Raw genomic sequence first — 13,664 nt, forward strand, 5'->3', positions numbered from 1 at the left:
AGCACAGCAATGGCCCTCGCCACCAAATGCCCCCACTGCAACACGATATTTCGGGTCGCTGCTGACCAATTGAAATTACGTGGGGGCATCGTGCGCTGTGGCACATGCAGGGAAGTCTTTGACGGCAATGCCGCGCTGGTCGATCCAGCGGCGGCATTGCCGTTTTTACCTTCTGCTCCGGTTTCCCTGGCGCCTGCCGCGCCAGTGGTCCATGACGAACCCATCTACTCCCTCGATTTCGACACGTCGTTCGACCCGTTCGGCATTTTGCCCGATGCGGCGCAGATCGAGGACGAAGCTGAAAAGATCGAGCTGGACCTCGATATCGGCGACGAACCGCCAGTGAGTCAGCCTGTGCCGGTGGCCGAGCTCAACGCCGCAGCAGCGCCCGAACCCGAGCCACTGCCCGTGCCGATGGCGCCCTTCAAGCGCCGCCAGGTCGACGAGGCGCCCGCCTTTGCCACGTATCTGCGCAGCAGCCGTCCGCAAGTTGAGGCGGACCAGGCCGTTCCAGTGCCGTCTATCGTGGAAAGCAAGCTTGCGCTGGAAAAGCCGGTGGAAACGATAACGGCGCCAGCGGAGCCGCAGCCGGAATCAGAACCAGAGCCGGAACCGGCCCAAGAGCCTGAATCAGAACCAGAACCCATTTTCATTCCTGCCGCCAGTGCGCGCCAGGAGCCTGTCCTGGGCGAACACGCGCCGCTGGTGCTACCAGCCGAGCCTGTATTTGAGACTATCAGCATAGCGCCGATAGACACCGCCGCTGACGAGCCCGCTTTTGTCATCCAGGGACGGCGCCGCGAACAAAGCGGCAAGGCCATGCGCGTGGCGATGGCCTCGGGTAGCGTGCTGCTGTTGCTGTTGTTGCTGCTACAAGGCATGACCACCTTCCGCAATCCGCTGGCAGCGCAATTTCCTGAATTAAAACCGGTGCTGGTCGCCGTCTGCTCGCTGAGCGGCTGCAAGGTCGACTTGCCCGCGCAAATCGAAGCGCTGGCCATCGAGCAGGGCGAATTGCAAACCCTGGCGCCGAATACGTTTTCCTATGTGTCCCTGCTGCGCAACCAGAGCCGCAACGTGCAGGCCTGGCCCAGCATCGAGCTGATCCTCAATGATGGCAATGACAAGCCCGTGGTACGCCGCGTGATCGGGCCGCGCGATTATCTTCCCAATGGCAGCGATATGGCCAAGGGCTTTGCAGCGCGTTCGGAACAAACCATCAAACTGTATTTTTCATTAGACCAGCTCACGGCGGCTGGCTACCATATCGCCATCTTCTACCCCTAACAGACACTATCATGACTAAAACATCGTTGATCTGCGGCTCCCTCGCCACCGACACCATCATGCAATTCCCAGGCCGCTTCAGCGAATCCCTGCTGGCCGACCAGCTGCATAAAGTCAACGTTTCCTTCCTCGTGCCCACCATGCGCACCGAGTTCGGCGGCTGTTCGGGCAATATCGCCTACAGCCTGAAAATGCTGGGCGGCGACCCGCGCATCGTCGGCGTCATGGGCCAGGACAGCGCAGCCTACCTGGAACGCCTGCAAAAGCTGGGCATTTCCACTGCCAACATCATGATCAAGGCCGACAGCTACAATGCGCAGTGCTTCGTTACGGCCGATGCGGACAATAACCAGATCAACGCCTTCCACCCAGGCGCCATGTCCTTCGCGCATGAAAACCCGATTGCCAATGCTGGTCCCGCCAAGATCGCCATCATCTCGCCAGACGGCGACCAGGGCATGCTCAAGCACGCCGCCGACCTGGCCGAGCTGGGCATTCCCTTCATGTTTGATCCGGGCCAGCAATTGCCACGCTTCAATGGTGAGCAATTGATCGACTTCATCAACAAGGCCACTTATGTGTCGGCCAACGATTATGAAATCGAAATGATGATCGAACGCACGGGCTTGAGCCTGGAAGAGATCGCCAGCCGCCTGGAAGCGCTGATCGTCACGCGCGGTGAAAAAGGTTCTGAAATCTATACGGGCGGCAAGCGCATCGACATTCCTGCCGTGCCTGCCAAGGAAGTACTCGATCCAACCGGCTGCGGCGACGCCTACCGCGCCGGCTTGTTGTTCGGCATCACCAATGACTTGGGCTGGGAAACCAGCGGCCGCCTGGCCAGCCTGGTGGGATCCATCAAGATCGCCACCCAGGGCGCGCAAAACCATGTATTTACGCCGGACAGCATCGCCGACCAGTTTGAAGCGGCGTTTGGCTACCGCTATTAAGTAATGCCGGGGTCAGGCGGGGATGAAAAGTCCCGCGCGCCTGGCCCCATTCAGGCAAACTTGCCCGTCTTACCTCCCGCCGAAAATCATCCCCACCAGAATTTGCGCGATCTGCAACAGGATCAGCGCCACCAGCAGCGACAAATCCAGATTACCCACCAGCGGCACCACGCGGCGCAGCGGACGCAGCAGTGGCTCGTTCAGGGCCCGCACGAATGGCGCCAGCGGCGCATGCGGGTTCACCCAGCTGAAAATGGCTTCGATGATCAGCAGCGCCATGAAACCATACAAGATCCATTGCAGGAAGCGCTGCAAGGCCTTCAGCAGCACGGCCTCGAAAGGGTAGCCAGCGATAAACCAGACCGAGGTGGCCAGCAAGACGATCAAAAAGGCGCCAATCAGGCTAGCCCAGTCATATCCGCCCACGCCAGGCACGATGCGGCGCAAAGGGCGCACCAGCCAGTCGGACAATTGAAACGTGAATTGGGCCACCGACGAGGGCGGCCGCACGCGCACAGCCTGCATCCAGAAGCGCAGCAGTAAAACCCCGCCCAACAGAGTGGCAATGGTATCAACGATCAATGTAAGGATAGTGAGCACGAATAATTCTCCAAAAAAAAACCGCTGTGTGATTACGTCACACAGCGGCGTGTTGCCTCATCCAGGCACCCGAAAGACTCGAATTACGATGGGCGGGTGCTGGTTGGGAATGGCCAGGCGGCAGCCGGAGCCAACACGGTTTTTGCTACAGGTGCGATAGGCGCCGATGGCTTGGCCGCTTCTACCTTCTTCGGCGCGGCTTTTTTAGGCGCGGCCTTCTTGACGGCAGGCTTGGCTGCAACAGCGGCTGGTGCTGCAGCAGGCGCTGCCACCGGTGCGGCAGCGGCGGCCACTGGGGCAGCTGCTGGCTTGACGGCAGGCTTAGCTGCAGGTTTAGCTGCTGCTTTCGCCGCTGGCTTGGCTGCAGGCTTGGCTACAGCTTTAGCCGCTGGCTTGGCCGCAGGTTTCGCTGCGACTTTTGCTGCCGGCTTGGCTGCCACTTTGGCCGCTGGCTTGGCTGCTGCTTTCGCTGCAGGTTTAGCTGCTGCTTTCGCTGCTGGCTTGGCCGCAGGTTTCGCTGCCGCTTTGGCCGCTGGCTTGGCTGCTGCTTTTGCTGCAGGTTTCGCTACCGCTTTTGCTGCTGGCTTGGCCGCTGCCTTTGCTGCAGGTTTGGCAGCTGGCTTGGCAACCGCTTTTTTCGCCGCTGGCTTGGCAGCTGCTTTCGCTACCGGTTTGGCTGCTGCTTTCGCTGCTGGCTTGGCGGCTGCCTTGGCTGCTGGCTTGGCAACGGCTTTTTTCGCCGCTGGCTTGGCTGCTACCTTGGCTGCTGCTTTCGCTACCGGTTTGGCGGCGGCTTTTGCGGCTGGCTTGGCAGCTGCTTTTTTCGCTGCTGGCTTGGCTGCTACCTTGGTCGCTGCTTTCGCTGCTGGCTTGGCTGCTGCCTTGGCGGCAGGTTTTGCCGCCGCTTTTTTCACGGCTGGCTTGGCGACAGCTTTTGCTGCAGGTTTAGCTGCTGCTTTCGCTGCTGGCTTGGCTGCCGCTTTGGCGACAGGTTTGGCCGTTGCCTTGGCTGCAGGTTTCGCTGCTGCTTTTTTCACGGCTGGCTTGGCAGCTGGTTTCGCTGCGGCTTTTGCCACAACCTTGGCAGCTGGCTTGGCGACAGCTTTGACAGCGGCTTTCGCTGCTGGCTTGGCTGCTGCTTTTGCTACTGGCTTGGCGGCAGGTTTTGCGACGGCTTTGGCGGCCGGCTTGGCTGCTGGTTTTGCTGCGGCTTTGGCAGCTGGTTTAGCGGCAGCCGTTTTTGCTGCGGCTGCCGGCTTCTTCGCGGCAGGAGCAGCCTTGGCGGCTGGTTTCTTTACTTCTGATTTCTTAGCGGCTGTTGCCATTTGTCTCTCCTTCATCTGAGATGAGAAATTTAAGCTACAAGATTTAAACCCGTCCAACCCACCACTGGGATAGGCCAGGCGAATTATTCATCGGCACAAACGGTCGTTTGCGCTAATGAATTCGGCACCAGCTGAACTGCTGCAACTCCTCACGTTTGCAGCACTTCAGCCATCGTCGGTGCCACCCTGCTTGATCTCGCAGCTGGTGGCAAAGTCTGAATTCGGTCATATCGTTTTCGATGCCGTGCGTTTTACGCTCCTCGCATCGCGCTCGCCACAACACCATTCGTCAAATAAAAAACCGCCATGCCTGAAAAAATTCGGGCACGGCGGCAGACGAAAACGGTGTGGTTTTGTGCATATCCGTGTAAATCTGTATCCCTGATTAGCGAGGTTTTATCGTCACCGCGCTGGTTAAAAAACCCCGCATTCTAACGCTCGCATTCGCAATCTCATAAAGTACACGAAAACCTTGTCGCTGCGCAACCGGCACGACATGTTTTCACGGGCTTTTTTGCACGATACGCGCGCTATCGCACGATCGCACCGCAAATGCTGTCTCCAGCATGCGTGGAAACGATATTTTCAGCGCGCGATGCGGCGACTCCCGGCCTCCAAAAAAACGCCTCACGACATCAACCATGCGGCGAAAAAAATCTCTGCACTTTTCAGTTTTGCCGCACACCTTGCGCACATCAGTTCGAACTCGCATCCTGATTTTTTCAGCATCGCTTCACCGCTATTTTCACTATCGGCGACCGCGGCCACAAGGTCAAGCCCACCATCTCTTGCCACCACAGCGCGGCCACACCTGGTGTAAAAACTCAGTATCCAAACGCCGCATGCGACATCCCGGTTGACCACGCAAGCGAGCCTCACGATCAAGCACACGGAGCGAGCGATGATGTCTATAGCCGGCAAGACCGGCGCTCATGAAATTCGCTGGGCCGACAACATGAATCGCATCGCACTTCCTGTATCGGCCATATCATGATGATAGCGGCAGACTCGAAAAATTCAAGCTGGCGTAATTTTTCGGCGGTGATGGAGCACGAGAGCAGCGATACGGCGTCGATGAAAACGCCGATGCATCGTGCAGAAAATAGGCCGTCCGATTTCGCACAGTCCCGACAAGGACGCATGACAAATGGCGAGGCCAGATAGCAAAAGGCCCCGCATCTGCGGGGCCCTCACATAACCATCGCCAGCTGGATGACCTGGCATTCGTCTATCCATTTATTCCCAGTTCAACGCGCCACCGGTCTGGTACTCGGTCACGCGCGTCTCGAAGAAGTTACGCTCTTTCTTCATGTCGATCATTTCGCTCATCCATGGGAAGGGGTTTTCTTCCTGGGCAAACAGTGGCTCGATGCCGATTTGCTGCGCGCGGCGGTTGGCGATGAAGCGCAGGTAGCCCTTGAACATCGGTGCGTTCAGGCCCAGCACGCCGCGTGGCATGGTGTCTTCGGCGTACGCGTATTCCAGGTCGACGGCTTTCAGGAACAGCTGCTTGATCTCTTCGCGGAATTCGGCGGTCCACAGCTGCGGGTTTTCCATTTTCACGGTGTTGATCAAGTCGATACCGAAATTGCAGTGCATCGATTCGTCGCGCAGGATGTATTGATACTGTTCTGCCGCGCCCATCATCTTGTTCTGGCGGCCCAGCGCCAGGATCTGGGTAAAGCCCACGTAGAAGAACAAGCCGGGCATCAGGCGGGTGAAATCGATCTGGGAGTTGAGCTGCTTCTGGCCGTTTGCAATCGTGCCGGTGATGAAAGCCGGGTCGGTCAGGGTGTTGATGAACGGGATCAGGAACGCGTCCTTGTCACGAATCGACTTGCTCATAGTCGGCGTAGAAAAGCAGCGCTTATAAAAAAATGCGCCGTCATGATGACGGCGCATATGGAGCCAGGCAGGATAGATGGCTGCCTTATTGCATTAATGCATTATTCCCAGTTCAACGCGCCACCGGTCTGGTACTCGGTCACGCGCGTCTCGAAGAAATTACGCTCTTTCTTCATGTCGATCATTTCGCTCATCCATGGGAAGGGGTTTTCTTCCTGGGCGAACAGTGGCTCGATGCCGATTTGCTGCGCGCGGCGGTTGGCGATGAAGCGCAGGTAGCCCTTGAACATCGGTGCGTTCAGGCCCAGCACGCCGCGTGGCATGGTGTCTTCGGCGTACGCGTATTCCAGGTCGACGGCTTTCAGGAACAGCTGCTTGATCTCTTCGCGGAATTCGGCGGTCCACAGCTGTGGATTTTCCATTTTCACGGTGTTGATCAAGTCGATACCGAAATTGCAGTGCATCGATTCGTCGCGCAGGATGTATTGATACTGTTCTGCCGCGCCCATCATCTTGTTCTGGCGGCCCAGCGCCAGGATCTGGGTGAAGCCCACGTAGAAGAACAAGCCCTCCATCAGGCAGGCGAAGACGATCAGGGACTTCAGCAGCTTCTGGTCGTTTTCAATCGTGCCGGTGGTGAAAGCCGGGTCGGTCAGGGTGTTGATGAACGGGATCAGGAACTCGTCCTTGTCACGGATCGACTTGACTTCATTGTAGGCGTTGAAGATTTCAGCTTCGTCCAGGCCCAGCGATTCAACGATGTATTGATATGCATGGGTGTGGATCGCTTCCTCGAACGCCTGGCGCAGCAGGTATTGGCGGCACTCAGGGGCCGTGATGTGGCGATAAGTGCCCAGTACGATATTGTTGGCGGCCAGCGAGTCGGCGGTGACGAAAAAGCCCAGGTTGCGCTTGACCAGGCGGCGTTCATCGTCGGTCAGGCCGTTCGGGTTCTTCCACAGCTCGATATCGCGCTGCATGTTCACTTCCTGCGGCATCCAGTGGTTGGCGCAACCGGCCAGGTATTTATCCCACGCCCATTTGTACTTGAACGGCACCAGCTGGTTGACGTCGGTCTTGCCATTGATGATGCGCTTGTCATCTGCATTGACGCGGCGCGCCACTTGTTCGGCATTCGCTTCGGACGGCTCGGCGCCCGCAGCCAGGTTCAAATCGGTATTTCCCAGCGGCGCTTGCTGCGCCGAACGCGGCACAGCGGCCGGCGTGGCTTCATCATCCCATGACAACGACATAATTATTCTTCCTTTCCATGCCGGCTAGCCGGCGTCTGCAACAGGCCCGTTGAATCGGACAATACAGACATTGACAACATTGAATCAGCCCGGCCGCGCCGGGCTGACAACTTAAATTCTTTAAAAACCGTAGGTTTTTACTGGCAGGCTTCGCACTCTTCAAAGCCATCATCTCCTGGGCGCAGGTAGCAGGCTTCGCCATCGGCGTCGTCCGCTGCCGCTGTCACGGCGACCACTGGCGCCACCGCTGGAGCGGCTGCTGCAACGGCAGCTGCCGCTGCGCTATGGGCGCTGGCCGACATGCCGCCATCGACTGCCACGGCGTTCAGTGCGCCCGTCTTGGAGGTCGATTTCTCCATGTGGGTGGCGGCGATGGTACGCAGGTAGTAGGTGGTTTTCAGGCCACGCAGCCATGCCAGCTTGTAGGTTTCGTCCAGTTTCTTGCCCGAAGCGCCAGCCATGTAGATATTCAGCGACTGTGCCTGGTCGATCCATTTCTGGCGGCGCGATGCAGCTTCCACCAGCCAGCTAGGCGACACTTCAAAGGCGGTAGCGTAGATGTCGCGCAGGTCTTGCGGGATGCGGTCGATCTTCACCAGCGAGCCGTCGAAGTATTTCAGGTCCGAGATCATGACTTCATCCCACAGGTCGCGTGCCTTCAGGTCGCGCACCAGGTAGCCGTTGATTTCGGTGAATTCGCCCGACAGGTTCGATTTCACATACAGGTTCTGGAATGTCGGCTCGATACAGGCCGATACGCCGATGATGTTCGAGATCGTTGCCGTTGGCGCAATCGCCACGCAGTTCGAGTTGCGCATGCCGAATTTGGCGATACGTTCGCGCACTGGGGTCCAGTCCATGGCCGACGAGGAATCGACTTCCAGGTAGCCGCCGCGCTCTTCCGCCAGCAGCTTGACCGAATCTTGCGGCAAGATGCCACGGTCCCACAACGAACCGGCGTAGGTTTCGTAACGGCCGCGCTCTTCGGCCAGTTCGGTCGACGCCAGGTAGGCGTAGTAGCACACCGCTTCCATCGAGGTATCGGCAAACGACACCGCTTCGTTCGAGGCGAACGGTACGCGCATCATGTGCAGGCAATCCTGGAAGCCCATGATGCCCATGCCGACCGGACGGTGGCGCATGTTCGAATTACGCGCTTTATCAACTGCGTAGTAATTGATGTCGATCACGTTGTCGAGCATGCGCATCGCGGTGCGGATGGTCTTGGCCAGCTTGACGTGATCGAGCTTGCCTTCTTTCATATGGGCTGGCAGGTTCACGGAACCCAGGTTGCAGACGGCGATTTCGTCGGCGCTGGTGTTCAGGGTGATTTCCGTGCACAGGTTCGAGCTGTGGACCACGCCGACGTGCGACTGCGGGCTGCGGATGTTGCAAGGATCTTTGAACGTGATCCATGGATGGCCGGTTTCAAACAGCATCGACAGCATCTTGCGCCACAGGTCCAGCGCGGCAATCTTCTTGAACGAACGGATTTCGCCGGCGGCGGCCTTGGCTTCGTAGCCCAGGTAAGCCGTTTCAAAGGCTTTGCCGACTTTATCGTGCAGGTCTGGCGTTTCGCTCGGCGAGAACAGGGTCCACTCGCCTTTTTCCATCACGCGCTTCATGAACATGTCTGGAATCCAGTTGGCCGTGTTCATGTCGTGGGTGCGGCGGCGGTCATCGCCCGTGTTCTTGCGCAGGTCGAGGAATTCCTCGATATCCATGTGCCAGGTTTCCAGGTAGGCGCAGACGGCGCCCTTGCGTTTACCGCCCTGGTTGACGGCCACGGCCGTGTCATTGACTACTTTCAAGAAAGGCACGACGCCTTGCGATTTGCCGTTGGTGCCCTTGATGTGGGCGCCCAAGGCGCGCACTGGCGTCCAGTCATTGCCCAGGCCGCCGGCGTACTTGGCCAGCAGCGCGTTATCCTTGATCGCGTCGTAGATGCCTTCCAGGTCATCCGAGACGGTGCTCAGGTAGCACGACGACAGTTGCGAACGCAGGGTGCCCGAGTTGAACAGGGTCGGCGTCGAGCTCATGAAGTCGAACGAGGACAGCAGGCTGTAGAACTCGATGGCGCGCGCTTCGCGGTCGGTTTCATTCAATGCCAGGCCCATCGCCACGCGCATATAGAACGCTTGCGGCATTTCGATGCGCACGTCGCTGATGTGCAGGAAGTAGCGGTCATACAGGGTTTGCAGGCCGATGTAGCCAAATTGCAAGTCGCGGTCGGCCACGATGGCTTTCGCCAGGCGCTCCAGGTCGAAGCTGGCCAGTACCGGGTTCAGCAGCTCGGCAGCGATACCCTTGGCGATGTAGGCCGGGAAATACGTCAGGTATTCGGCAGCAGCGGCCGCTTGTGGCACGTCCTTGCCGAACACTTCCTTGCGTACCGTGTGCAGCAGGATGCGGGCGGTGACCTGGCTGTAGGCAGGGTCTTTTTCCATCAGCGCGCGCGCTGCCAGGATGGCCGACTTGTGCAGTTCTTCGACTGGCACGCCGTCGTACAGGTTTTTCACTGTTTCCGCCAGGATGGCGTCGGCATCGACGTGCTTTTCCAGGCCGGCGCAGGCAGCGTTGATCAGGTCGCGCACTTCCTGCATGTCCAGCAAACGGCGGACGCCATTGTCCGTGACGTTCAATTGTGGTGCAGCAACTTGTGCAGAACCGCCTTGCGCTTCCTTCTGCAGGCGGCGCTCTTCCATGTGCTTGGCACGGTACAGCACGTAGGCACGCGCAACGTCGTGTTCGCCCGAACGCATCAGCGACAGTTCTACCTGGTCTTGCACATCTTCAATATGGAAAGTGCCGCCGCCTGGGTGGCGGCGCACCAGCGCGGAAACCACGGCAGTGGTCAACTGCTCGACCAGTTCACGGATGCGCGCCGACGCTGCGCCCTGGCCACCGTTGACGGCCAGAAACGCCTTGGTCATCGCGATGGCGATCTTCGACGGCTCAAATGCCACCACCGCACCATTGCGGCGGATGATGCGATAGTCGCCCAGGGCCGCGCCCGTACTCGCAACGCTATGAGCCGCGTCAGGCGCTGGCGATACTGGCGTTGGATGGATGGAAATATCTTGAGGTGATTGCATTGAAGCTCCCGTTGTCAGCTAAAGTCAGCCTGCAGTTTTGCTGCCGCGTGTGTTGTTGAATAGAAGGTCCGATGTTCCGGATTTCTTCAGATGATATTGTTACGAAAATGCAAATATGTAATGCACAAGGCCGTACAGGATTGATACCGCCAACACCAATGTCCCGGCTGGCGTACAACACGATCAAGGGTAATAAACCGCTAGTCCCCGCATGCCAAACCGGCAATCAGGGCAGCTTTGATAATAATTCTGAAAACGTCTGTGATGGCACTACATTTAGTGAAGAGCTCTAAGTTATGTACTAATTGTAGTGCCCATCGAAAGCAGGCGCAATAGTTTTCCGGCATCGATCAGGCTAAATTTTTGTACTTTTCAGCACGATTTCGATTGACTTTTCAGACCTTGGATGGGAAGCCCAGCACCCGCGTAGTAAGCACTAACGCAGGCTGCCCGCGCAAGGCCAGCTGCCAGCTTTGCTGGTACAGATCCCAGTCAAAAAACGGCCCCGGATCGGTCTTCCTTCCCGGTGCGATATGTTCGTGCCCGCGCACATGGGCCAGCCCGTAGCGCCGGGCCAGCGCGGCCGTCAGCGCCACCAGAACGCGGTATTGCACAGGCTGGAAAGGCACGAAGTCAGAGCCTTCCATTTCGATACCGATGGAATAGGCATTGCACTGCGGGCGTCCATCAAAGGTGGACTGGCCGGCATGCCAGGCACGTTGATCAGTCGAAACATATTGCACCAGCGCACCATCACGCCGCACAAAAAAGTGCGCCGACACCTGCAAACCGCGCAGGTCAGCGAAAGAAGGATCGGCATTATAATCCAAGCGGCCGGTAAACAAGTCCGACACATGCGGCCCGCCAAAATGGCCGCCAGGCAAGCTGATGTTATGGATGACCAGCAAGTCGATTTCCATGCCCTCGGGGCGCGCATCATAATAAGGCGAGTCGTAGCGCACGGCGCCATCGCACCAGCCGCTCTCATCTATCTTCATCTATCTTCCATGCCTGCATCAAGTTCACGGCTCCTGTAGATTCAATTTCTGCATCTTGTAGCGCAACTGGCGCACGCTGATGCCCAGCTGCTGCGCCGCCCGCGCGCGGTGATAGCGGCTTTGCCGCAGCGCCAGCACAATCATCTCGCGCTCGGCCTGGCATAAATACTGGGCCAGCGGCACCACTGGCGCTTCCAGCCTGGCTGCCATGCCAGGCTGGGAAAGTTGCGGTGCCAAAGGCGCCGGCTTTAAGGGCAGCACGGCCGCCGGTGACGGCAAGCCCAGGCCATCTGGCACAATCACGCCGCCGTCGGCAAAGGCCAGCGCCCGCTCCAGCAGGTTTTCCAGTTCGCGCACATTGCCGGGAAACCCATGGCGGGCCAGCACGGCCAGCACGCCGGGCGCCAGGATCACGGCTTGCCGCGGCGCCAGGCGCAGCAGTATCGTACGACATAATACCTCCAGATCACCCAGCCGTTCACGCAGCGGCGGCACGGCCAGTTCGATCACATTGAGACGGTAATACAAGTCCTGGCGAAACGTGCCGGCCGCCACGCCACGCGCCAATCCCTGCTGGCTGGCACACAGCATGCGCACATCGACCGCCTCGTCGCGGCTGCCGCCAAGCTTGCACACGCGACGTTCCTGCAAGACGCGCAACAGTTTGACTTGCATGGCCAGCGGCAAGTCATCTACTTCATCGAGCAGCAGGCTGCCGCCATCGGCTGCCTGGAACAAACCCTGGCGCTCATGCAGCGCGCCCGTGTAGGCGCCGGCGCGGCAGCCAAAGAACTCCGCTTCCATCAGTGCTTCCGGGATCGCGCCGCAATTGACGGCGATAAACGGCCCGCCGGCGCGCGCGCCCTGTGCATGGATGGCGCGCGCCGCCAATTCCTTGCCGCTGCCCGATTCGCCGCGGATCGCCACCGGCGCGGCGCAACGGGCGATACGGCTGATCTGCGCGCGCAGCGCCTGCATGGAGGCAGAATCTCCACACAGCTGCGGCGGCGCGGCGTGTTTGCCGGCGGCCAGGGTATGCGGCTTGGACATGGCTAGCCTTTCTGCAAAAACGCGTGGAACTCGCTGTCGACAGATGCTACGCCTATGGCGTGGAAGAGATCGTTACGGTACGGATGAGCAATGAAGAATGGGGCAATGCAGCCAGCTTAGACTGTAGCGTGTGCGTGGCTGCAATAATTGTGTCCCTTGGCAGGCACGTTTTCAGAGGCAGGGTAGTACACGCCGCAATGGGCGCAGCACAGCATCTGCTCGGCGTCGGGCAATTCCTCGACGCGGCGGCCGGCTTGCGCAAATGGATGGGTAGGCTGTTGCGGCTGTTGCTGCTGCGCGCGGCGCGCACGGTCCTGCAAGCCGCGCAGCTTGCTGCGGATCGCAAACAGCACCAGGAACGCCAGCGCCAGCCAAAACAAAAAACGGGTCATGTATATCCTCGGTGTAAAACCACTTCCAGTACAAAACGGCTGCCGACATAGGCCAGCAGCAAGGTGGCGAAACCTGCCAGGGTGAAACTCAGCGCGGTCTTGCCGCGCCAGCCACGCAGGCGGCGTCCGGCCAGCAGCGCGGCGAACAGCAGCCACGACATCATGGTAAACACAGACTTGTGATCCCAGCTCAAGACTGTGCCAAATAACTGTTCAGAAAAGACGATACCGGACAAGACCGTCAGGCTCAGTAAAACAAAACCCAGGCCGATCATGCGAAACAGCAGTTTTTCCATCGTCAGCAAGGCTGGCAACTGGTCCAGCGCGCTGGAAAAGAAACCGCGGCGTTCACTGCGCGTGTGCAGGCGCGACTCTTGCAGCGCCATCAGCACGGCGTGAAAGGCGGCGATCGTCAAGGTGCTGTAGGCCAGCACGGCGATGGCGATATGCCAGCCGAACACGGCCGACTTGCCTTCCAGGCTGACCTGGCTGCCGGGAAAAGCCCATGCCAGGCCAACGGCGAGCACGGCGCATGGCATCACCAGGCGGCGCAAGCCATCAAGGCTGAAATTACGGTTCTCTACCCAGTAGGCGCCCACCGATACCCACAGCGCGGCCGACAGCATGGCGGAAAAACCAAAGCGCAAGGCGCCTGGCGCCATCAAGTCCAACCATAGCGTGTAGCCATGCGCCAGCCAGGCGACACCAGTCAATGCGGCAATCAAGCGCCCGCGTGACGAGGGTAGCGCGGCGCACACTGTATACAAGAGCGCGGCGGTCAGAAAGAAATAAGTCTGCATTTTTTAAGTTTACACCATAGCCGGCAAGCGCGATTCAGGACAGGATACGCTGGCTGCATCAAGGGCGCA

Annotated in this window: 11 protein-coding genes; 2 read left to right on the forward strand and 9 right to left on the reverse strand. The window is 59.0% G+C overall.

Features of this window, described 5'->3' with window-relative positions:
• Positions 1-9: 9 nt before the first annotated feature.
• Positions 10-1,287, forward strand: a complete 1,278-nt coding sequence (locus HDE75_RS08705) for a DUF3426 domain-containing protein (RefSeq protein ID WP_183674937.1) — start codon at positions 10-12, stop codon at positions 1,285-1,287.
• 11 nt (positions 1,288-1,298) lie between these two features.
• A complete protein-coding gene (locus HDE75_RS08710; RefSeq protein WP_183674933.1) occupies positions 1,299-2,237 on the forward strand; it encodes a carbohydrate kinase family protein in 939 nt (312 codons plus the stop codon).
• 69 nt (positions 2,238-2,306) lie between these two features.
• Here HDE75_RS08710 and HDE75_RS08715 read toward each other — a convergent pair whose 3' ends face one another.
• The 9 genes from HDE75_RS08715 to HDE75_RS08755 all read right to left on the reverse strand — a co-directional run bounded on the left by HDE75_RS08715 (position 2,307) and on the right by HDE75_RS08755 (position 13,595).
• Entirely contained in the window at positions 2,307-2,837 is a 531-nt protein-coding gene (locus HDE75_RS08715) for a YggT family protein (RefSeq protein WP_311735084.1), read from the reverse strand.
• Between the two features lie 83 nt (positions 2,838-2,920).
• A complete protein-coding gene (locus tag HDE75_RS08720) occupies positions 2,921-4,162 on the reverse strand; it encodes a transcriptional regulator (protein ID WP_221291774.1) in 1,242 nt (413 codons plus the stop codon).
• 1,236 nt (positions 4,163-5,398) lie between these two features.
• The gene (locus tag HDE75_RS08725) at positions 5,399-6,064 is read right to left on the reverse strand and encodes a ribonucleotide-diphosphate reductase subunit beta (protein ID WP_260173808.1); all 666 of its coding nucleotides are present in this window, start codon (positions 6,062-6,064) and stop codon (positions 5,399-5,401) included.
• A gap of 44 nt (positions 6,065-6,108) precedes the next feature.
• Positions 6,109-7,260 carry a ribonucleotide-diphosphate reductase subunit beta gene (locus HDE75_RS08730; protein WP_183674930.1) on the reverse strand — a complete coding sequence of 384 codons (1,152 nt, stop codon included), beginning with the start codon at positions 7,258-7,260 and terminating at the stop codon, positions 6,109-6,111.
• Between the two features lie 137 nt (positions 7,261-7,397).
• Positions 7,398-10,355, reverse strand: coding sequence for a ribonucleoside-diphosphate reductase subunit alpha (locus HDE75_RS08735; RefSeq protein ID WP_183674927.1), 2,958 nt, complete (start codon positions 10,353-10,355; stop codon positions 7,398-7,400).
• A 395-nt stretch (positions 10,356-10,750) separates the two neighbouring features.
• Complete coding sequence (gene ampD, locus HDE75_RS08740; RefSeq protein ID WP_183674924.1) at positions 10,751-11,353, reverse strand: 1,6-anhydro-N-acetylmuramyl-L-alanine amidase AmpD; 603 nt, start codon at positions 11,351-11,353, stop codon at positions 10,751-10,753.
• Positions 11,354-11,377: 24 nt separating this feature from the next.
• Positions 11,378-12,403 carry a sigma-54 interaction domain-containing protein gene (locus HDE75_RS08745; protein WP_183674921.1) on the reverse strand — a complete coding sequence of 342 codons (1,026 nt, stop codon included), beginning with the start codon at positions 12,401-12,403 and terminating at the stop codon, positions 11,378-11,380.
• Between the two features lie 116 nt (positions 12,404-12,519).
• On the reverse strand, positions 12,520-12,795 hold the full coding sequence (locus tag HDE75_RS08750; protein ID WP_183674918.1) for a PP0621 family protein: 276 nt from the start codon (positions 12,793-12,795) through the stop codon (positions 12,520-12,522).
• Complete coding sequence (locus HDE75_RS08755; RefSeq protein WP_183674914.1) at positions 12,792-13,595, reverse strand: cytochrome C assembly family protein; 804 nt, start codon at positions 13,593-13,595, stop codon at positions 12,792-12,794. Before HDE75_RS08755 ends, HDE75_RS08750 begins: the two co-directional genes overlap by 4 nt.
• Positions 13,596-13,664 lie beyond the last annotated feature (69 nt).

It is taken from the genome of Janthinobacterium silvisoli, from assembly GCF_014200725.1.
Lineage (GTDB): Bacteria > Pseudomonadota > Gammaproteobacteria > Burkholderiales > Burkholderiaceae_D > Janthinobacterium.